Source organism: Massilimicrobiota sp. An142 (assembly GCF_002160725.1).
In the GTDB taxonomy this organism is placed as follows: Bacteria; Bacillota_I; Bacilli_A; order Erysipelotrichales; family Coprobacillaceae; genus Allocoprobacillus; species Allocoprobacillus merdigallinarum.
Map to the genome: position 1 here is coordinate 40385 of NZ_NFLD01000002.1, position 22576 is coordinate 62960.

The 22576-nt window shown below is 31.9% G+C and carries 23 protein-coding genes, 2 tRNA genes and 1 other annotated feature; of the genes, 24 read left to right on the plus strand and 1 reads right to left on the minus strand.

The window, feature by feature from the left end:
* Positions 1–63 precede the first annotated feature (63 nt).
* Both B5E87_RS01295 and B5E87_RS01300 read left to right on the plus strand, forming a co-directional pair.
* Positions 64–154: transfer RNA gene (locus B5E87_RS01295), tRNA-Ser, on the plus strand.
* A gap of 30 nt (positions 155–184) precedes the next feature.
* Positions 185–261 (plus strand) — tRNA-Asp (locus B5E87_RS01300).
* A gap of 74 nt (positions 262–335) precedes the next feature.
* On the opposite strand, the gene B5E87_RS01305 is transcribed toward B5E87_RS01300, so the two are convergent.
* Positions 336–866, minus strand: coding sequence for an NUDIX hydrolase (locus B5E87_RS01305; RefSeq protein ID WP_087243136.1), 531 nt, complete (start codon positions 864–866; stop codon positions 336–338).
* A gap of 231 nt (positions 867–1097) precedes the next feature.
* Here B5E87_RS01305 and B5E87_RS01310 point away from each other — a divergent pair, with 231 nt between their 5' ends.
* From B5E87_RS01310 to greA, 22 genes are all read left to right on the plus strand, one after another.
* Positions 1098–2078, plus strand: coding sequence for an RluA family pseudouridine synthase (locus tag B5E87_RS01310; RefSeq protein ID WP_087243137.1), 981 nt, complete (start codon positions 1098–1100; stop codon positions 2076–2078).
* Positions 2079–2130: 52 nt separating this feature from the next.
* Entirely contained in the window at positions 2131–3051 is a 921-nt protein-coding gene (locus B5E87_RS01315; protein ID WP_087243138.1) for an ROK family protein, read from the plus strand.
* A 125-nt stretch (positions 3052–3176) separates the two neighbouring features.
* Positions 3177–4310, plus strand: coding sequence for a tRNA 2-thiouridine(34) synthase MnmA (gene mnmA / locus B5E87_RS01320; RefSeq protein ID WP_087243139.1), 1134 nt, complete (start codon positions 3177–3179; stop codon positions 4308–4310).
* Entirely contained in the window at positions 4310–6502 is a 2193-nt protein-coding gene (gene recD2 / locus B5E87_RS01325) for an SF1B family DNA helicase RecD2 (protein ID WP_087243140.1), read from the plus strand. Before mnmA ends, recD2 begins: the two co-directional genes overlap by 1 nt.
* Before the next feature lie 42 nt (positions 6503–6544).
* Entirely contained in the window at positions 6545–6682 is a 138-nt protein-coding gene (locus tag B5E87_RS14945) for a hypothetical protein (protein WP_158093958.1), read from the plus strand.
* A 49-nt stretch (positions 6683–6731) separates the two neighbouring features.
* Complete coding sequence (locus tag B5E87_RS01330) at positions 6732–7769, plus strand: AI-2E family transporter (protein WP_087243141.1); 1038 nt, start codon at positions 6732–6734, stop codon at positions 7767–7769.
* A gap of 32 nt (positions 7770–7801) precedes the next feature.
* Entirely contained in the window at positions 7802–8770 is a 969-nt protein-coding gene (locus B5E87_RS01335) for a Na/Pi cotransporter family protein (protein WP_241147105.1), read from the plus strand.
* Positions 8771–8783: 13 nt separating this feature from the next.
* Positions 8784–9317, plus strand: coding sequence for a dihydrofolate reductase family protein (locus B5E87_RS01340; RefSeq protein WP_087243143.1), 534 nt, complete (start codon positions 8784–8786; stop codon positions 9315–9317).
* Positions 9318–9348: 31 nt separating this feature from the next.
* Positions 9349–9548: a binding site (T-box leader), on the plus strand.
* Between the two features lie 37 nt (positions 9549–9585).
* A complete protein-coding gene (gene alaS / locus B5E87_RS01345; RefSeq protein ID WP_087243144.1) occupies positions 9586–12195 on the plus strand; it encodes an alanine--tRNA ligase in 2610 nt (869 codons plus the stop codon).
* Positions 12196–12258: 63 nt separating this feature from the next.
* Positions 12259–12516, plus strand: a complete 258-nt coding sequence (locus B5E87_RS01350; protein ID WP_087243145.1) for an IreB family regulatory phosphoprotein — start codon at positions 12259–12261, stop codon at positions 12514–12516.
* Entirely contained in the window at positions 12516–12938 is a 423-nt protein-coding gene (gene ruvX, locus B5E87_RS01355) for a Holliday junction resolvase RuvX (RefSeq protein ID WP_087243146.1), read from the plus strand. The genes B5E87_RS01350 and ruvX overlap by 1 nt, the downstream gene beginning before the upstream one ends.
* Positions 12939–12940: 2 nt before the next feature.
* A complete protein-coding gene (locus B5E87_RS01360) occupies positions 12941–13213 on the plus strand; it encodes a DUF1292 domain-containing protein (RefSeq protein WP_087243147.1) in 273 nt (90 codons plus the stop codon).
* Between the two features lie 47 nt (positions 13214–13260).
* Positions 13261–14337: a lactonase family protein gene (locus tag B5E87_RS01365; protein ID WP_087243148.1), complete on the plus strand. Its 1077-nt coding sequence runs from the start codon at positions 13261–13263 to the stop codon at positions 14335–14337.
* A 686-nt stretch (positions 14338–15023) separates the two neighbouring features.
* On the plus strand, positions 15024–15179 hold the full coding sequence (locus B5E87_RS14950) for a hypothetical protein (RefSeq protein WP_158095521.1): 156 nt from the start codon (positions 15024–15026) through the stop codon (positions 15177–15179).
* A 559-nt stretch (positions 15180–15738) separates the two neighbouring features.
* Complete coding sequence (locus tag B5E87_RS15370) at positions 15739–16656, plus strand: AlbA family DNA-binding domain-containing protein (RefSeq protein WP_241147106.1); 918 nt, start codon at positions 15739–15741, stop codon at positions 16654–16656.
* A 75-nt stretch (positions 16657–16731) separates the two neighbouring features.
* Positions 16732–17259: a winged helix-turn-helix transcriptional regulator gene (locus B5E87_RS15375; RefSeq protein ID WP_275112286.1), complete on the plus strand. Its 528-nt coding sequence runs from the start codon at positions 16732–16734 to the stop codon at positions 17257–17259.
* Positions 17260–17573: 314 nt separating this feature from the next.
* Entirely contained in the window at positions 17574–18614 is a 1041-nt protein-coding gene (gene mltG, locus B5E87_RS01375) for an endolytic transglycosylase MltG (RefSeq protein ID WP_087243149.1), read from the plus strand.
* A 1-nt stretch (position 18615) separates the two neighbouring features.
* Complete coding sequence (locus B5E87_RS01380; protein WP_087243150.1) at positions 18616–19215, plus strand: O-methyltransferase; 600 nt, start codon at positions 18616–18618, stop codon at positions 19213–19215.
* Positions 19212–20144: a peptidase U32 family protein gene (locus B5E87_RS01385; protein WP_087243151.1), complete on the plus strand. Its 933-nt coding sequence runs from the start codon at positions 19212–19214 to the stop codon at positions 20142–20144. Before B5E87_RS01380 ends, B5E87_RS01385 begins: the two co-directional genes overlap by 4 nt.
* A complete protein-coding gene (locus tag B5E87_RS01390; protein WP_087243152.1) occupies positions 20119–21369 on the plus strand; it encodes a peptidase U32 family protein in 1251 nt (416 codons plus the stop codon). The genes B5E87_RS01385 and B5E87_RS01390 overlap by 26 nt, the downstream gene beginning before the upstream one ends.
* Entirely contained in the window at positions 21366–21992 is a 627-nt protein-coding gene (gene udk, locus B5E87_RS01395; RefSeq protein ID WP_087243153.1) for a uridine kinase, read from the plus strand. Before B5E87_RS01390 ends, udk begins: the two co-directional genes overlap by 4 nt.
* Positions 21993–22065: 73 nt before the next feature.
* Positions 22066–22551, plus strand: coding sequence for a transcription elongation factor GreA (greA, locus tag B5E87_RS01400; protein ID WP_087243154.1), 486 nt, complete (start codon positions 22066–22068; stop codon positions 22549–22551).
* Positions 22552–22576 lie beyond the last annotated feature (25 nt).

Below are 22576 nucleotides of genomic sequence, written 5' to 3' on the forward strand. Positions count from 1 at the left end.
AAGTTTTTTTATTTTAGTATTGAAATCTTTAAAAAGGTATGTTATTATAGTTAGGCAACTGAAGGAGACATACTCAAGAGGCTGAAGAGGCGCCCCTGCTAAGGGTGTAGGTCGGGAAACTGGCGCGAGGGTTCAAATCCCTCTGTCTCCGCCATTTATGTAAACCCTTGGCAGTTGTTATATTGGTCTGGTAGTTCAGTTGGTTAGAATGCCGCCCTGTCACGGCGGAGGTCGCGGGTTCGAGCCCCGTCCAGACCGCCAATATAAAATGATAACTATTCCATCAAGGAATAGTTTTTTTGTTTATAAAAGAAAAAAGTGGCTTTACCACTTTATCATTGATGATCTTTTTGATAGGCATACATAATCGCAATGACTGTTTTTGCATCAACGATTTCACCGTCTAATACTTTTTGATAAGCTTCATCAATATCCAGCTTGATAATATCAATAAACTCATCATCATCACCAGCTAAAGCATCATTGACTTCTTCAAAATCAATTGCTTCATAAAGATAAAGCCATTCGCTTGTATAGCCTGGAGAAGGTAAAACTTTCATAATAAATTTCATGTCACGAGCACGATTATTTGTTTCTTCTTCTAATTCACGAAAGGCACAATCTTGTGGATCTTCATCTTTTTCTAACTTTCCAGCAGGCACTTCAATAGTTTGAATACGATTAGGATATCTAAATTGTTTCACAAGAATGATTTGATGATTTTTAACAGCTAAGATACAAACACCACCATGATGATAAACAACTTCACGATAGGCATGTTCACCATTTTCTAATTCGACTTCTTCTCTTGTGACTTGCATAATTTTACCATCATAAATAAGTGTTCTTTGAATCTCTTTTTCCATGATTTTTCACCTCCTCCATATTATAACATAAAATAGAAAAAGAAAGTATGCGGGGGAGCATACTTTCTTCTATCTCTATTATTTACACGTTAGGGTGATAATAGGGGGGTATGTTTAAGTGACAACCACTTAACATAAATAATTATAACAGAGTTTTAAGAGATGTAAAGGCTTTCAAATAAAATTGTGTATTTTTTTAAGAAATTTTGATAGAATGAAAATGGTGATGAAATGAAAACTTTAATGATAGATGAAAATTATGAAAACCAAAGAATAGATAAATATTTAAAGAAATTATTATGTCAGGCACCGCCACAGCTGATTTATAAAATGTTAAGAAAAAAAGATGTGAAAGTTAATGGTGTCAGGGTGAAAGAAAACTATATTTTAAAAAAAGGGGATCAGGTAGAATTATTTTTATATGAAGATCGCTTTTTAGAGCTCACAAAACCTCAAAGTATCTTTGATTTACCAATTACTTTTGATGTTTTATATGAAGATGACAATGTATTGATTGTCAATAAACCAGCTGGCTTGCTGGTTCATGAAGATATTCATGAAGATGTCAATACATTATCAAATCAGGTTTTAACTTATTTACATCAAAAAGGAGAATATGATCCTCAACAGACATTAGGATTTACTCCTGGACCAGTCCATCGTCTCGATCGCAATACCAGTGGCATTGTGATTTTTGGAAAAACGATGCGTGCTTTGCAGGATTTAAATGAGATGATGAAAAAACGTCATTGCATTGACAAGACATATCTGACAATCTGTAAAGGCTATATGCCTAGTGGTGAGTTGATTGGATATATGAAAAAAGATAGCGATCGCTCACTTGCAAGAATGGTATCACCTTCAACTGAAGGGGCTTTAAAGATGCATACGCTTGTTGAAAACATTAAATCTAATCAAAAATATTCTTTATTGAAAGTTAAAATCATTACAGGAAGAACCCATCAGATTCGTCTGCATTTATCAAGTGTTGGACATCCAGTGATTGGAGATAGTAAATATGGAGATTTTGAATTGAATCGTTATTTGAAAAAGACTTATCATTTTCAAAATCAATTTTTACATGCCTATTCCATCTGTTTTGTTAAACCGATAGGTTCTTTAAAATACTTACAGGATCATGTCATAACATGTCCATTACCACAAAACTTAGAAGTTTTGAAAAATGCATTGTTTCATGAAAAGAATCTATGAAAACAGTTGATTTTATTGTATAATAAATATAAATCAAGGAAGGAGAACTAAGATGAAATATTATATTGGGATTGATTTAGGTGGAACAAACGTACGTACTCTTTTGGTTGATGAAAATGGACAATCATATAGTGAAGTCAAAGATGCAACAGAAAGAGAAAATGGACCAGATTATGTTTGTTCAAAAATTATAAGACAAATTGAAAGTTTAGATTATTCAATTTGTGGTGGTATCAATAATGTTCAGGGGATTGGAATTGGTGTTCCTGGACCTGTAGATACTGAACGTGGTGTCATGATTATGGCAACAAATTTACCTGGATTTGAAAATTATCCTATTTGTGAAAAACTTTCAAGTCGTTTTAACTTACCTGTATTTATTGATAATGATGCTAATGTTGCTGGATTAGCAGAAGCTTTATTAGGTGCTGGTAAAGGAAAACCAACATGTTATTATGTGACAATTTCAACTGGAATTGGTGGAGCTTTTGTTGTGAATGGTCAACTTGTTTCTGGTGGAAGAGGACATGCTGGAGAAGTTGGAAATATTATTGTGAAAAACAACGGATATAAATTCGGTGGTTTAAACCCTGGAGCTGTAGAAGGTGAAGCTAGTGGTACAGCTATTACACGTAAAGGAAAAGAAATCTTAGGTGAAGATCGTGTCAATCATGCTGGAGATGTTTTCAGATTAGCTGATGAAGGTGATATCAAAGCAAAAGGTATCGTTGATGAATGTGTCAGTGAACTTGCTACTATGTTAGCAGATATTGCTCATACTGTTGATCCACATTGTTTTGTATTAGGTGGAGGGGTTATGAAATCTAAAAAATACTTCTATGATCAACTTGTTGAACAATTCAATGCGAAAATTCATATTGGTATGAGAGGACATATCCCTATTTTAGAAAGAGAATTAGAAGATTGTGGGGCTATTGGTGCAGCCATGCTTCCAATGTCAAAATTAAAATAATGGTAATATGACAACTGGTAAAGAGTGAGATGCTCTTTATCAGTTTTATTTTTATATGAGTATTCCATTATTTTTACTTTATAATTGTTGAAGAAAATGATAGAATATGCAAGAAGGAGGCGTCTATGAAACAAAGAGTTGTATTAGGTTTAAGTGGTGGTGTAGATAGTGCAGTTGCAGCTTATGTTTTAAAGCAACAAGGTTATGAAGTTATTGGCGTTTTTATGCGTAACTGGGATTCATCATTAAATAATGATATTTTAGGAAATCCGACAAATGACGATGATATCTGTCCACAGGAAAAAGATTATAATGATGCAAAAAAGGTCGCTGAGCATTTAGGAATAGAATTAAGACGTGTTGATTTTATTAAGGAATATTGGGATCATGTTTTTACATATTTTTTAGAAGAATATGCCAAAGGGAGAACGCCTAATCCTGATATTTTATGCAATAAACATATTAAATTTAAAGCTTTTTTAGACTATGCCAAATCTATTGAGGCCGATTATATTGCGACAGGACATTATGCACGTGTGGAACATCATGATGGACAAGATTCTATCATGTTAAGAGGCATTGATTCTAATAAAGATCAGACATACTTTTTATGTCAGTTAAATCAATCTCAACTACAGTCTTCATTATTTCCAATTGGAAATATGACCAAACCAGAAGTCAGACAATTGGCAGAAGATTTAAATTTGCCAGTGGCTCATAAAAAAGACAGTACAGGAATCTGTTTTATTGGAGAAAGAGATTTTAGAGAGTTCTTGAAAAATTATATTCCAGCCAAAGCTGGAAAGATGGTAGATATTGAAACTGGTCAAGTTGTTGGTGAACATCAAGGCATTATGTATTATACAATTGGACAACGTAAAGGTTTAGGTATTGGTGGTCCAGGTGATGCCTGGTTTGTTGTGGGTAAAAAGTATGATGATAATATTTTATATGTGTGCCAAGGTGATCAGAATCAATGGTTAATGAGCGAAGGTGCTTTGATTACGGATGTCAATTGGATCGGTAGTCAAAAACCATCGGGAGAATATGATTGCACAGCCAAATTTAGATATCGTCAAAAAGATAATGAAGTTTCGATTCATTTTGTTGATGAAACAACACTTTATGTGACATTCAAACAACCTGTCAAAGCTGTAACGCCTGGTCAGGAAGCAGTCTTTTATCAGGGTGATGTCTGTCTTGGTGGAGGAACGATTGATAAAGTGTATAAAGATGATAAGGAGATTACATACTTATAATGTTAGAATATACGGGAATTATTAAACGTATTAGGTTTTATAGTGAGGATACAAAGTTTATTGTCTGTCTGATTGATAGTGAACAGGAAGATAAACCAATTCTAGCAACGGGTTATATGAGTTATGTAAATCTACAGGATAAATATCATTTTCAGGGTGATTATGTGATTCATCCTAAATATGGGAAACAATTTCAGATTCAATCTTATGAGATTGTTTTAGCGAATGAGGAAAGTGAAATCATTCGCTATTTATCTAGTCCTTTATTTAAAGGGATTGGTGAAAAACAGGCCAGTGCTATTGTGGAAGCTTTGGGTCAAGATGCATTAAGTAAGATTAAAGAAGATAAGCATGTTTTAGATCATGTTCGTGGTATGAATGAAACCAAACGTGAAACGATTGCGAGTGTGTTAAATTCCCAGGATTTCGATCAGGAAGTTTTGATGTTTTTCATGGGACATGGTATTTCGACACGTCATCTGGCTTTAATTCAAGCTGTCTATCAGGAAAAAACATTGGATATCTTACAGAATAATCCTTATCAGTTAATTGATGATATTGATGGAATTGGTTTTAAAACGGCAGATGATCTGGCATTGAAAATAGGTGTTGATCAACATGATCATCATCGTATTCAGGCAGCTATTGTTTATGCTTTAAAAGAAGCCTGTTTTCAAGATGGAAGTACATATCATAATTTTGAGGCTATCGTGAAAAGATTTCATCGCTATATTCCTCAAATTGATGATGAAAGTTTTGAAACAGCTTTGCAGGATGTTCTTGAACAACGTAAAATTATTCAGGAAGATGATCGTTATTATCCTTATGATTTATATCAAAGTGAAATACAAATATCAAAAATCTTTCAAAAATGGCTTCATGCGCCTTTGTATGAATATGATCAGCAGGAAATTGATACCATTATTGCAGATTTAGAAACAGAGTTATCTATTCAATATGATCATTTTCAAAAAGAAGCGATGACACTCTTTTTAAAACAGTCAGCTATGATTATTACCGGAGGACCAGGAACTGGAAAAACAACGATTGTCAATGCTATGATTAAAATCTATCAGCGTTTAAATCCTGATCAAAAATTAGCTGTTGTTGCACCAACTGGTAGAGCAGCTAAACGTTTGACTGAAGTGACAGGAGTGGAAGCTTGTACCATTCATCGTTTATTGAAATGGGATTTACATACAAATACTTTTGCAATTAATGAGAAAAATCCATTAGATGTGGATTTATTGATCATTGATGAGTTTTCAATGGTCGATTCTTTATTGTTTTCACATCTTTTGTTAGCTTGTCAAAAAGTCAGTCAGATTCTTTTGATTGGAGATGATCAGCAATTGCCATCTGTGGCACCTGGTCGTGTTTTAAATGATCTCATCAGTTGTCAGCGTATCCCAACCATTGCTTTACATCACATATATCGTCAATCCAAAGAAAGTGGTATTGTTCAATTAGCCCATAGTATTCGCAATAATCAATATGATGAAACTTTATTTTCAAAGTATCAGGATATTCATTTTCAAACATGTGCCGCCTATGATGTTGTCAAATACGTTCGTGTATTAGTCACAAAAGCATTAGAAGATGGCTATGATGTGCATGATATACAAGTTTTAGCACCAATGTATAATGGTGTTGCTGGTATTGATGCTTTAAATGATTGTCTACAGGAATTATTTAATCCTCAAGATGGATTTAAAAATGAACTGCGTGTGGGTAAACGTTTATTTAGAGAAGGCGATAAGATTTTACAGTTAAAAAATCGTATTGAAGATAATGTTTTTAATGGCGATATAGGAACATTGGTAGAAATCTGTTATAAAGATAATTTTGAATATTTATCAGATATGATGATTGTTGATTTTGATGGAACTATTGTTGAATATACGCCACAGGAATTTTATACATTGACACATGCTTATTGCATGAGTGTTCATAAATCACAGGGAAATGAATTTAAAATTGTCATTATGCCTGTTTTAAAAGACTATTATATTATGTTGAAAAAGAATCTGATTTATACAGGATTAACACGAGCAAAACAGTCTTTATGGTTTTTAGGAAATCATCAGGCTTTTCAATATGGAATTAGTCGAGAACAAGATGATCGAAGGAAAACGACATTGATTTCAAGAATGAACGAAACTCCTGAAATTTCTTTGTATGATTTTGAATAATCAGGACATACTAAGATTGTACTTTTAAAGGAGTGAATAATTATGTCAAAATTAGCTGTTGCTTTTTTCTCGGCAGGAATTGTTGCTGCGGCAATGATTATGATGAGTGATATGCCATGTGCCGATAACATCGAACATACTGTTCATAAAGCCAAAAAAGCGATTAAGGAACAACTTTAAGAAGTACAAAAGGACTCATTGTAGTCCTTTTCTTGTCGTGGAGGTTGAAATGAAAAGAAACAATATCGCACGTTCTCTCATCATTTTTTGTATTTGTGCTATTTTACTTTATTATGTTTATACTTTATTTCGTATAGGATCATTATTGATTTATATTTTTCAATTGATTTTTCCTGTTATTATTGCATTGTTTTTTCATTTTCTTATTGATCCCCTGATTGATTATTTTACCAGTGATCGCCTTTCTAGAAAAGTTGTTGTAACACACTTGTATTTATCTTTTTCATTGTTTTTTATTTTAAGCTGTTATTTTTTAATCCCTTATTTATTAGATCAATGTCTTATTTTTTATCATCGTATCTGTGATAGTCAGATTATGGTTAATCCTATTTTTTCTACTTTTATTCGTTTTTTAGAAGAATATCAAGTCATTGATTATTTTATAGATATGTTTAATGGTTGGACACAGACAGTCATTTACTGGGTTGGAAATATTTTTATAGCATTAGGCATTTCATTTTATTTATCTTATGATAATCTTCATTTAATTGAAAAAGCCATTGTCTATCTTCCTTTTGAAAAACAAGGTATCTGTATGCAGACATTAAAAAAATTAAAACTCACAACATATCAGTTTATGAAATCAATGATTTTAGATTTTTTCTTCTTCTTTTTGATGTGCTTTATTCCTTTCTTTTTTATAAATCAGAATTTTGCAGTTTGGATTGCATTATTTTTATCACTTACAAATCTCATTCCTTATGTAGGACCTTATATTGGTGGCATACCAGTTGTTATTTATGAATTCTTTATTGACCAGCATCTTGGTTATGCATCTCTTATTGTGATTATGGTTTTACAATATTTAGAATCTTCTTATTTACAACCTTATTTATTTTCTAAAGGCATTCATTTACATCCTATTCTTCTTTTAATAGCATTGACTTTCTTTGGAGATCTTTTTGGTCTGATTGGTATGATTTTTTCGCCACTATTATTGTCATATGTTGTTTTTATTGGAGAACTTTTCAAGAATTTACGTATTGGTGATGATATTAAGAGAATTATGCATCATGAAAACCGATAAAGATTTTACAAATTTTTTCTTTATTATCATATATGATAATAAAGGGGTGTGAAGCCATGACGATTTCTCATTATTTAGGACTGTTAGGAGGATTGGCATTATTTCTGTTTGGCATGGAACTGTTATCAGAAGGATTAACAGAAGGATTGGGAGAAAGATTAGAAATCTTTTTATTAAAACTGACCAATCATAAGTGGAAAGCTATTGGTGTAGGGACTTTGTTGACATGCCTGATTCAAAGCTCATCTGCTATGAGTGTTATTCTCATTGGATTTTTAAATGCTCATATTATGTCATTAAAAAGAGCTATCTGGGTTATGATGGGAGCTAATATTGGGACAACTATAACAGGACAGATGATTGCTTTAGATATTGGCATGTTTGCGCCATTGTTAGCCTTTGTAGGCGTATGTTTATATCTGATAAGTCATGGCATTAAGCATCTATGTGGACAAGTGATGATGGCTTTAGGACTATTATTTATGGGACTTGAAATGATGGCTCAATCCATGTTGCCCCTACAACACTCATCCACATTTGTGAATGCTTTGATGCATATTCAAAATCCAATATGGGGTGTTTGTATCGGTATGTTGTTTACAGCTTTAATTCAAAGTTCATCAGCATCTATTGGTATTTTACAAATTCTCGCTTCTAAACAGTTGATTTCTTTTCATCAGGCTGTTTATCTGATTCTAGGTTTTGATTTAGGAACATGTATAACAGGTTTTCTTGCTTCTTTAAAAGGATCACGCAATGGAAAACGTCTAGCATTGTTTCATTTTCTTTTTAATGTTGTAGGAGCTATCAGTTTTTTAATTATTTCACAAATGATTCCTCTCGCTGATTGGATTGCAGGATGGACACCATTATCACCCCTCCATCAAATAGCCAATATGCATACATTTTATAATATGATGACAACATTCATTGTCTTACTATGTGAACCTTATCTGATTCAGACTATTCAATGGATTTACCCATATCACCATAAAAAATAAAAAGAAAGTAAGGATGATAGTGAGAAAAGTCATTTTGTATATCGCAATGAGTTTAGATGGATATATCACCGATCAACATGGACGTATAGATTGGCTGCATGGTGACAATCCTACAGATGAAAAAACAGAAAGTTATCATCATTTATTAAAACATGTTGATAGTGTCATTATGAGTGAAACAGCTTTTCGTATGATAGAAAAGAAAGTCAATCAATATTGGATTCACCAAGGATTAAAGATTTATGTTTTATCATCTTTGACTCAGTTATCATCAGATCATGTCATTGTCACATCTGAAGATATTTGTTCATTAGTTCAAAAAAAACAGGATTCTGGAAAAGATATTTGGATTTGTGGTGGTCAACAATTGATTACACCTTTAATTCAGGCTAATATGATTGATGAATATCATATTTCTATGATTCCAACATTAATTGGAAAAGGGAAACGTTTATTTGAAGATTTTGATCAGGAAAAAAGATTATCTTTGATAAAAACTTATGTTTATAATGGTATTGTTGATATTGAATATCAGAAGAAGTATTGATTTTTGATAATAAATTGGATATAATATCAAAGTCAAATCGTTGAAGAAGAAAAGTATTTATAAGTGATCTTGAAGAGAGGGAATGGCTGGTGAAAATTCCTGGATACTTGTAAAGAAAGCTACCTTCTAAGAGTGATGCAAACATCAACGTAAATCGGCGTTAACGATCAAAGAGCATAATGAGTATTCATTATGAATGAGGATGGTACCGCGATGATAGTCGTTCCTTTTCAGGAATGACTTTTTTTTAATTAAAAGGAGGAAAATCATGAAACAATTAACAGGTAATCAGGTTAGACAAATGTTTTTGGATTTTTTCAAATCAAAAGGACATATGATTGAACCTGGAGCATCATTAATCCCACATAATGATCCAACATTATTATGGATCAATGCAGGGGTTGCAGCATTAAAAAAATATTTTGATGGAACAGAAAAGCCAGCATGTAATCGTATTGCGAATGCACAAAAATCAATTCGTACAAATGATATTGAAAATGTTGGGAAAACAGCAAGACATCACACTTTCTTTGAAATGTTAGGAAACTTCTCAATTGGAGATTACTTTAAGGCAGAAGCGATTCCTTTTGCATGGGAGTTTTTAACAAGTCCTGAATGGATTGGTTTTGATAAGGATAAACTTTATATCAGTGTTTATACTGATGATGAAGAAGCTTATCGTATCTGGACAGAAGTTTGTCATGTTGATCCAAGTCATATTTTAAAAACAGATGATAATTTCTGGGAAATTGGTGAAGGTCCAGGAGGACCAGATTCAGAAATTTTCTATGATCGTGGAGAAAAATATGATCCAGAAGGATTAGGAGAAAAATTATTCTTTGATGAAATGGAAAATGATCGTTACATTGAAGTATGGAATGTTGTCTTTTCACAATATGACTGCAATCCAGCTATTGATCGTAAAGAATATAAAGAATTACCACAAAAAAATATTGATACAGGAATGGGATTAGAAAGATTAGTCAGCATTATTCAAGAGGGAGAAACAAACTTTGATACTGATTTATTCTTACCAATTATCCATGCGACTGAAAAGCTTGCAAAGGTTCCATATCAAGATAATAAAATGGCTTATCGTGTGATTGCTGATCATATTCGTACTGTGACTTTTGCATTAAGCGATGGTGCATTATTTGATAATGCTGGACGTGGTTATGTTTTAAGAAGAATTTTAAGACGTGCAGTACGTTATGGTAAAAAGATTGGTATTGATCATTCATTTATGTATGAACTCGTTGGTGTGGTTGCGGATATCATGAAAGATTTCTATGATTATCTACCTGCTAAAGTGGAATATGTAAGTGGTTTAGTTAAAAAAGAAGAAGAAGCTTTCCATAAGACATTATCAAATGGAGAAAAACTATTAAATCAGATGTTAGAAAAAAGCCAAAATCATTTATTAAATGGTCAAGATGCTTTTAAATTATATGATACATATGGTTTCCCATTAGAATTAACTGTGGAAATTGCTGAAGAGTCTGGTTTTGAAGTGGATGAAGAAGGTTTCAAAGCAGAAATGAAAGCACAACAGGAACGTGCACGTAATGCTCGTGGTGATTTAGAATCTATGTCATCACAAAAACCTGATTTAATGGCATTTGATGCCCCATCTACATTCATTTATAATCCAACACCAATTCAGGCGAAAGTCATTGCGACATTCCAAGAGGGTGTGAAATGTGATGTGATTGATAGCCAAGGCGAAATCATTTTAGATCAGACAACTTTCTATGCTGAAATGGGTGGACAATGTGCTGATACAGGAATGATGTCTAATGATTCTACAGAAATTGAAGTTAAAGATGTTCATAAGGCACCTCATCAACAACATTTACACATAGTTAACGTTAAAAAAGGTGAAATTCGTGTTGGAGATGTATTAACTTTATATGTTGATACAAGAAAACGTGCGTTTATTACTCATAATCATACAGCAACACATCTTTTACAAAAAGCTTTAAAGAATGTATTAGGAGAACATGTTTCACAGGCTGGATCATATGTAGATGATCAAAGATTACGTTTTGACTTTACTCATCCTCAAAAAATGACTTTAGAACAATTACAACAAGTTGAAGATCAGGTTAATGAACAAATCTTCAAGGGATTGAATGTTGATATTCAGTTAATGAGTAAAGATGATGCAATGCAATCAGGTGCTATGGCTTTATTTGATGAAAAATATGGTGATGAAGTGCGTGTTGTCAGCGTTGGTGATTATTCTAAGGAATTATGTGGTGGATGCCATGTTTCTAATAGTATTGAAATTGGAATCTTTAAAATTGTCAGTGAAGAAAGTGTAGGTTCTGGTGTAAGACGTATTGAAGCTGTTACATCATTACAGGCTTATCAGGCATTTAAAAATAGTGAAACACTTTTAAATCAAGTTCAAGACTTATTAAAGATTAAAAATAAGAATGAAACAATTGAAAAAGTTACACATTTCATTGAAGAAACTAATGAAATCAAAAAAGAAAGAGATCAATATTTAGATCAGATCAATGCTTTATCTGCAAAGGAACAATCTAAAAATATTGTTGATTTAAATGGTGTACAATTCTTATATGTTCAAGAATCTAAAGAAGTTGCTTTAGCTAAACAAATGGCTTTTGACCTTCGTGATCAGTTACAGCATGGTTTTGTGATTATGGTCAATGAATATGAAGGTAAGATATCTTATTTTGTAGGATTAACAAAATCTATGGTTCAAGCTGGATATAAAGCAGGAGAGATGATCAAGACAATCAATCAGGTGACTGCTGGTCGTGGTGGTGGAAAACCAGACTTTGCTCAAGGAGGATGTGCTGATTGCTCACATATGGATGAAGCTATCGCACAAATCAAAGCGCAATTCTAAGTTTTACTAGCAATTTGCAATGATTTAGTGTAATATAGATTATATAGATGGGAGGTCGTATAAATGGGAAAAGATTTTACTCAAACACGTCTATTTAATTCTGAAGAAATTAAAAGAGAAGTTATCCATTCTCATTTAATGACAGTTGCTAATGCTTTAGATGAAAGAGGATATAATGCAGTTCATCAAATTGCAGGATACTTGATTTCTAATGATCCTGCATATATTTCAAGTCATAAAGGGGCTCGTTCAATTATTCAACAGATTGATCGTGATGAAATTATTGAAGAACTTGTTAAATTTTATTTGGAGTCTAAATAGTGGAAAAAATATTAGGATTAGATTTAGGTTCGAGAACTTGTGGCATTGCGATGAGTGATGCTCTTGGTATGCTTGCCCATGGTGTAGAAACCTATCGTTTTGAAGAAAATAACTATAAGGATGCTGCCAAACATATTCAACAGATTGTTGAAGAACATCATATTCATACAATTGTGCTTGGTCTACCCAAACATATGAATGGGGATTTAGGGGAAAGAGCACAAATTTCAATGGCTTTTAAACAGAGGCTGGAAAAGATGATGGATGTCGAGGTTGTTTTGGTTGATGAAAGATTAACAACTGTTATGGCACAGAATCAATTGATTTTTGCTGATGTTTCACGCAAAAAAAGAAAAAAAGTTATTGATAAAATGGCAGCTGTACAAATTTTACAAGGATACTTAGATGGTCAAAGGAGATAGTCATGGACGTTAATAAAATACAAGTCATTGATGATGACGGTAATGAATTAGAATTTGATGTACTCTTTACTTTTGATAGTGAAGATACAGGAAAAAAATATGTTTTATATTATGATGCAAATGATGAGGATGCTCAAGTCTATTCATCTATTTATGATGATGAAGGGAATTTATATCCAATTGAAACACCTGATGAATGGGATATGATTGAAGAAGTCTTCAATAGTTTTATGGTTGAAGATGAAGAAGATGAGAACTCTCAAGACATGGATTAGTATCAGGAGGTAACGAAAGTTACCTTTCTTTATTAAGGAGGATAAAAATGGGATTGTTTTTTAAGAAACGAAAAGTAAAGCCAATATTTGTAGGAAGTTATGGTAATGATTTAACTAGAGGAATTTATGTTTTTCATATAGATATTGATAATGGTGAAATTTTAAAAAAGAAATTTTATAAATCATTAGCGAATCCAATAGCCATTTCTAAACGTGAACGTTTTATCTATGTATGTTATAAAAATAATACAGGGAGACCAACTGATGGTGGTTTATGGCAATATGCTTCAATGGATCTACAATTTGGTTTGGCTGGTAAATCAACAGATCATGGAAAGACATATGTAGACAGTTATGTTAATGAAGATCGTACATGTGCCTATGCTGTGGATTACTACAACAGTGAAGTTGTTGTGATTCCAATATTGAAACAAAAAATTGTCAAAGTTGTACAAACAATTAAACATCAGGGAAGTAGCGTAGATGAGAAACGTCAAAATGAAGCCCATCCTTGTTTTATTGATGCTACACCTGATCAAAAATGGATAGTTGTTTGTGATTTAGGAACAGATGAAATTGTTCTTTATGATATTGGTGAAAAAGGAAGACTTCAGCGTAATGATGAATTAACATTTAAAGTGAAACCTGGTTCAGGACCAAAGAAAATTATTTTTTCACCAGATGGACAATTTGCATATGTTCTAAGTGAATTAACAAGTGAAATTCATGTTTATCGTTATGAAGATGGCGTATTTACTTTTGTTCAGACAGTCAAGACTTACCCAACAGATGAATATATTGGTCAAAATACTGCTGGTGATATTCTCATTAATGAAAAAGGTGATTACTTATTTGTATCAAACTGTGGACATGACTCTGTGACAACTTTTGAAGTAGATCTGGCTACAGGAATGTTGACAGCTGTAGATAATACAGATACAGATGAAAAACCTGTAAGTATGATTCTTGTGATTGATAAATATATTGTTGTGGCTTCTCAAAAAGGTGGTTCAATTGAATCGTTTGAAGTCAGACGTGGTGAATCAAAAGGTGTTCTTTTTGAAACACATTTTAGTTATATGGTGAGTGAGCCTGTTTGCTTAATTGAAGGAAGAGGTATTTAAGGAGTTGTAACAAAATAACTTTTTTAAAAAGTGGAGGATAAAGGAGTAACTATTGAAAAATAGTTATTCTTTTTTGTAGTGTGCCGTGTATGGCACGAATTCAGTTGGAGATAAATCAACCACAAGTTGTTGACTATGATGTTGAGGATGGAGGAAGTGGTGTAATAATTCTTTCGAGCGTATGAATAAAAACTTGATATAAGGCTAACTGGTAAATAAGATTACCAGACAAACCGAAGTCCAAAAGGTAAACGTAAAACCAAGACTATGGTGAAAACAAAAGAAAAACAATCTCTTAAGATAAAAAAGGTGGTCAAATGCCTTGTGTTCTAAATGATATATTAAATGATTTATTGACTTATCTTATGAACTAACAGCTAGAGAGATGAGAAGAGATATCTCATACTACCTACCGTTTAAGGAATTGTGACAGCTCGCATATTTCTAATGGCTTATTGCATGTGCAGTCATATGGAATCGTAGAAAAGTTAGATTTTCTTAATAAGGTAGATATAGCAGTACAGATTATACTGGATAAAATGAAAAATACTTTACCTAAATATGTCAAATGTAATGAAAAGGAATCTAAAAAACATTCTAACTTCCTCTTCATTGTCGGCAGAATAATAGAGCCATTGATTATCTTTTAAATCGAGGAATTGATTACAATATCATTATCAATTATCTTGACAAATCACTTTTATATCAAAGTTTCTATCAAAACAGTAATACAAAAATCATTTTTAAATGTTGCTTTTATAGGTTATGATATAAATAATTATCAGCTTAAATATGCCAATGTCAGAGGTATTGATAGCGACTTTAAAGATGATGGTGTATGAAGTGACAAAACGCTATTCCTTTCTATTGTAGGCTGAAAATCCATGCAAAGAAGTCTATATATGTGAAGCATCTACTGTTGCTCTTTCCTATGTAAATTTATTGAAAATGCGATAAAAAATTATAAAGACTATCATATTGTATTACTTGAAAGTGTTCAAATTGCTTGTATAGATAGTGAAATATCATCTAAGACACCAATAATACCTGAGCAGCTTTTAAAGGACTTTCTAGAAGTCAAAAAGATCATTTTGTATTTAGATAATGATAGAGCAGATTACTTAGCAACTAAAATAATTAAAGATAATCCATGATATATGGCTGTCATTGCACATATCCTTATGGATATGTGAGTGGTATGTACAATAAACTGTACCAACAGCATTAAATTTGGATAGTTTTTCGCTGTCTTTCACCTTGCTTGTCAGGGAATTTCCTAGTATCCTTGTAAAATCTACAATCTATTCGACATAATTACGTTTGTTTCTGTATAAAAAACATTGTATAATAGTAGCTATATAAAAATGTTAATAATCATTTTAGACAGAAAGGGAGAAACATATGAATCTTGTTGACTTGCAAAAAGCCGCACATAGAGTTTTAGAAGAAAAAAATATTGAATCAGATTATATTGAATATAAAAAGTCTGATAAACAGTTAGATAAGATTTTAAAAACAATCTGTGCTTATGCTAATAATTATATGAACAGAGATTATGGATTTTTATTTATTGGTGTAGAGGAAGAAAATGATAATGAATTAAAGGCTATTCCTAAAAGACCAATTATAGGTATTGAAGAAGGGCAAATTGAAATCATTGAAAATAATATAAAGTCTTTATTTAAATATATTCAACCTAAGCCGGTTTGTCATTTTATAAGCGATAAGATAGACGATAGATTTTATTTAGTGATAGTTGTTGAACCTAGTATGAGAATAACTGAAGTAACAGAAAAAGGCGCAAATGTGGTTAGACTCCCAAAAGGAGGAAGATATATTAGAATATCAAGAGATACTATTTTGCCCTCTCAAAAGCAAGAATATGAGTTGTTGAAAAAATTTTCACAATATTCATTTTGTTCTGATTTGCATGAAACAGCTACTCTAGATGATTTAAATTATGAATATATGAAAGAATATTTAGTACAGACAAGTGCAGCAGATGATGTTAAACGTTTATCAAAATTGGAAATGGCGAGAGCGTTAAATTTAGTTGGAAATACTGCATTAACAGGTCAAAGAGTCAAAAATTTTGCAATTTTGATGTTTGCAGATAATCCATCAAAATACATTCCAGAGGCATATGTACAAGTTATTAGAGAGGTAAATGATGGTACAACTCGAATGCAAGCTGTTAAATTTGATGGACCTATTTGGATACAAGCAAAAAAGGTTTCAAAATATTTTGAAGAAGAAATCATGAGATCATATACGGTAAGATATGATGATAAAATAGAACATGATATTATTTATAATTAGCCTCTTACAACTTTTGAAGAGTTAGCAACGAATTGTATTCTTCATAATCAATATGATAATTACCAGTATATAGGAATATATGTCTATAAGGATAGAATAGAATTTATTAATCATAATAGACCTGTTCCACCATTAACAACCAAAGATTTAAATGAAAAAGATTATTTCGCAGATAGACAATATGCAAATCCACCAATTAAGGAAATGTTTTTTGCGCTTAACCTTATAGAATCTTATGGTTCTGGTATACGTCGTGCTAAAGAAGCGTTAGAAAAAAACAAATCACCAAAGATGAGATTTCTTCCAGAAGATACTGATATGGATTATACTTTAGTGACTGTTCCAATAAATAATGAATTTTTAAAAATCAAAAGTACGGAAATTAAAGATATAGAACGTATTGCGAAAGATTTGACAGTTATTGAATCACAGATTTTACAAATAATAAAAGAGAATCCTAAAATTTCTATAAATAAGTTATCTGAAAAAATTTCAAAATCTCCTACAACTACTAAAAGATATTTAAGAAACTTGGTAGAAAATCAAATTATTGAAAGAGAAAATGGAAATAAAAAAGGTGCTTGGATTTTCTTGAAAAAATAATTTATCTTAAATATCAAATTAAAAAATATGTATGGTCCATAAAATGGTCCGTAAAATGGTCCGTAAACAAGTAAATGGTCCATAAAATGGTCCGTAAACAAGTAAATAGTTAAAAATAGAAGATTCCATAATCTCATTATACAAAAACGACAATGAGCATCATTAAAGATATTCAATGTCGTTTTCTTATTTAAATGACCATACTAATATTTATTTTGTTACAGCCTCTTTTTTATCTATGATGATAAAAAAAGAAGGAAAGTTGATAAATCCTGTCAAATAACCTATAATAAATAAATGATGGAGGATATTTTATGAAGAATAAAAAAATCATTTATATTGTTGGTGGCATCATTATTGCTTGTATGATTGGTATAATTGTTTTCTATAATTGGGGTATTTCTGCATCTTCATCAAAAGATGAAGAAGTGATTGTAACCATTGAACAAGGTTCAACAGCTTCACAGATGCTTAATACTTTAGAAGATGCTGGACTTGTGAACAATAAATTATGTGGTCAGATTTTTCTCAAATTAAATCACTATGATCGTTTACAGGCCAATACATATGTACTCAATAAAAATATGTCATTATCTGAGATTTTCTCTATTATTGAAAATCCAGACTTTAAGTATATATTGTCATCTAAATTGACAATTAAGGAAGGAACAACGATTCCAGAAGTTGCTGAAAGTTTTGCTGAAATTTTAAATATATCTGCTGATGAAGTGATTAAGCAGTGGGATGATCAGGAATATTTACAGTCATTAATTGAAGAATACTGGTTTTTAGATGAAAGTATTTTAGATAAAGATATTCTTTATCCATTGGAAGGTTATCTCTATCCTGAAACTTATTATATTACAGAACAGGAACCTGATTTAAAAAGTATGACAAAACTCGCATTAGATATGATGGATGAGCGTTTATCTGAATATAAAGATGATATTGAAAAATTAGGATGGACACCACATCAGTTTTTAACATTTGCTTCTATTGTAGAAAGAGAATCATTATTTGATGAAGATCGTCCTAAAATTGCAGGTGTTTTTATCAATCGTTTAAATAAAGATATGTTATTACAAAGTGACATTACAGTGAATTATGCATGGCAAAGAACTGGAGTTGATGTGAGTGTTTCACATACACAAATTGACTCTCGATATAATACATATAAATATACTGGATTACCAGTAGGACCTATTAGTACAATCTCTAAAGTCACAATAGAAGCATGTATTCAATATGAACATCATGATTACTATTACTTCTTTGCAAAAGAAGATGGTACAGTGATTTATAGTCGTACTTATAAGGAACACCAGAAAATAGTAGAGGAGAATAGATGGTATTAATATGATGACATTAGAAGAATTAGAACAGGATGCATTAAAAAGAAATATACCAGTTATGCAAAAAGAGGGAATCCTCTTTTTGATTGAACAACTTCAAGAAAGAAAAGCAACATCATGTCTGGAAATAGGTTCTGCTATTGGTTATTCAGCGATGATGATGACAACACATGTTGAACATTTATGTGTAGAAACCATTGAACTTGATGAACAGCGTTATTTAGAAGCTGTAAGGCATATTCATGAACATGGATTAGAAAAAAGAATTACAATTCATCATGATGATGCTTTAACTTTTCAAACAGATAAACTTCAATTCGCTCCTTATGATTGTTTGTTTATTGATGCTGCTAAGGCTCAGTATCAGAAGTTTTTTGAAAAATATGTTCCTTTTGTGAAAAAAAATGGAATCATTATTGTTGATAATTTAGATTTTCATGGTATGATTTTTGATATTGATCATATTAAAAATCGTAATACACGACAGTTAGTTAAAAAAATCAAAAGATTCAAGGACTGGATTTTTCAACATGATGCATATGATGTTGAATATTATGCAGTTGGTGATGGAATCTGTGTAATTCGAAGAAAGGATGAACAATGAAATTAATAATATCACTCAATCGTAAAGAAAGACTTTATGACTATGTATCTATGGGTATTGATTGTTTTATATTAGGCGGCCAATATTCTTTCTATGCTCCCTCTTATTTTTCATTAGATGATATATCTCAAATGGTGAAACAATACCCACAGTGCTCATTTTATGTGGCAGTGAATGCTTTATATGATGAACATGAAATTGAAGCAGTTGAAGCTTATATAGATGCTTTATCAAAGATGGCAATACATGGCATTTTATTCCAAGATTTTGGTGTTTTACAGATTGTGAAAAATAAGGGATATCACTTTGATATGATGTATGCACCAGAAACATTAAATACCAATGCTATGACATTAAATGTCTTAAAGCAACAAGGTGTGACAAGTGCTCAACTGGCACGTGTCATTCCATTAGAAGAGCAGTTATCAATTCATCAGCAAGTTCATATGCCATTGATGCTACAAGTTCATGGTGTAGAATATATTGCAGCGAGTAAACGTGCTTTATTGACAAATTATCAGGAAGCATCAGGATTGGCTTTTGATCATAAGAGTCAGACACGTTTAACTATTCAACCACGAAATTCATATTATGTTTTTCATATTTATGAAAATGAAAGAGGAACACATATTTTTTCAAAGACAAGATTATATATGTTAGATTTATTGAATCAAATTCAAAGTTTTGAATATTTATACATTGAAACTTTGATGATGAGTGATGAAGAGGCTATTGAAGTTGTTTCGTTATATAGTGATGCTTTAAAGAGCTTTGAAAAACAGACTTATGATAGAGATGTCAAAGCTTATATGCAACTTCTTTATCAGTTAAAAACACCTATTGATCGTGGCTTTTTATTTGACCAGACAGTTTATAAATTAGAAGATGTAAGGAAGATGGATCATGAGAAAAATCAGTCAAATCATTAATGGAAAAAGAAAAATTATAAAAAAGCCAGAGTTGCTTGCGCCAGCAGGAAACTTAGAAAAATTAAAGGTGGCTATTATGTATGGGGCTGATGCTGTATTTGTAGGTGGAAAAGAATTTTCGTTACGTTCTCAGGCTTCAAACTTTTCGTTAGAAGATATTCAAGAAGGTGTAGAATTTGCGAAAAAGTATGGAGCGCATATTCATGTCACTTGTAATATTATTTTACATCAGGATAATTTAGAGGGGTTAAAAGATTATTTAAAAAAATTAGATGAGATAGGGGTAACAGCTATTATTGTGGCAGACCCATATATCATGAAAATAGCTAAAGATATGAAACTTGGTTTGGAAGTTCATGTGTCTACACAGCTTTCGACTTTAAATAGTCAGGCGATTTCTTTTTATCAGAATATGGGAATGGATCGTGTTGTCTTAGGGCGTGAAGTGACGTATGATGATTTAAAACGTATTATGGATAAAGTTGATGTGGATATCGAATATTTTATTCATGGAGCCATGTGTATCCATTATTCAGGAAGATGTATGCTTTCTAATTATTTAAGTCGACGTGATGCCAATCGTGGCGGTTGTTCACAGTCTTGTCGCTGGTATTATGACTTGTATCAGGATGGTGAATTGGTTAATCAGGAAAATGATATGCCATTTAGTATGTCCAGCAAAGATATGTCACTTGTTGCACATATTGGAGAGCTTATTGAGCTGGGAGTAGATTCATTTAAGATTGAAGGAAGAATGAAATCAGTTCATTATATTGCGACAGTCGTATCGACTTATCGTAAATTAATAGATACCTATTGTGAAGATCCTGATCATTTCCAACAAAGTGATTATTTTGAAAAAGAATTGTTGAAAGCAGCCAATCGTGCTTTCTGTCATGGTTTTTATTATGAACATCCTACTGTCAATGAACAGTTGTTTAATATGCGTGATGAACATCCAACACAGGAATTTGTTATGCGTATTGTAGATTATGATAAAGAAACAAAGCTGGCTAAGATTGAACAGAGAAACTATTTTAAAATCGGTGATCAGATTGAAGTTTTCTCACCTCATCATGATAATCTTTGCTTTACTGTCAAAAAACTTTATAATGAAGATATGGAAGAGATTGATGTAGCTAATCATCCAATGGAAATTCTTTATGTAGAAATACCTTATCAGGTTTTAAGCAATGATATGGGAAGAAAGGTGAGAAATGTATGAGAGAGCAAGCCGTTATTATTGGAATAGCAGGAGGAAGTGCATCGGGGAAGACGTCTATCGCAAAGCAGCTTTATGATTATTTTAAAGGACATCACAAAGTCAAAATTATCAGACAAGATGACTATTATAAAGATCAGAGTCATCTCACTTTTGAACAACGTGTAAAAACAAATTATGATCATCCACTGGCTTTTGATACAGATTTATTAGTCATGCATTTAAAGAAGTTGAAGAATAAAGAACGTATAGAAAAACCAACATATGATTATACTTTACATACACGTAGTCAAGTCACAGAAGTGATTGAAGGTCGCGATGTTATTATTTTGGAAGGAATCTTTGTTTTGGCTGAACCGACTGTAAGGGAACTTTGTGATATTTTGGTTTATGTAGATACTGATAGTGATATTCGCTTTATTCGACGTTTAAGACGTGATATTGAAGAAAGAGGAAGAAGTTTGGACTCAGTATGTCAACAGTATTTAAAGACTGTTAGACCAATGCATGAACAGTTTATAGAGCCATCTAAAAAATATGCACATATTATCATTCCAGAGGGTGGAAGTAATCATGTTGCTGTTGATTTATTGATGACAAAGATTAAAAGTATTGTCGATGAATAATGAAAATTTACATGAGAAATGCTAGTATTTTCAAGGTATTTATGTTATAGTATAGTCTGCGAGGTGAATAGATATGGATCATGATGCAGTTTTATTAACCCAAAGTGGGGTTGAAAAATTAAAACAGGAAAAAGAACAATTAATTAATGTTGAAAGACCAAAAGTTATTGAAGAGTTGCAATTAGCACGTTCTCAAGGTGACTTGTCAGAAAATGCTGATTATGATGCGGCTAGAGATAAACAGGCACATATTGAAGCGAGAATCAAAGAAATTGATCAAATGTTACTACATGTGCAAATTATTGATGAATCACAATTAGATAGCACAGTTGCGAAACCTGGTGCTACTGTTACAATTTTAGATTTATCTGAAGCAGATGCTCAAGAAGAAACTTTTACAATTGTTGGGACATTTGAAACAGATCCATTAAATGGTAAAATTTCAAATGAATCACCTCTAGCAAAAGCTATTCTTGATCATGGTGTCAATGAAATTGTTTCAGTCGGGGTGGCTGAACCATATGAAGTCAAAATTTTAAAGATTGAATATATGGCTTAGATGATGTACTGACATCATCTTTTTT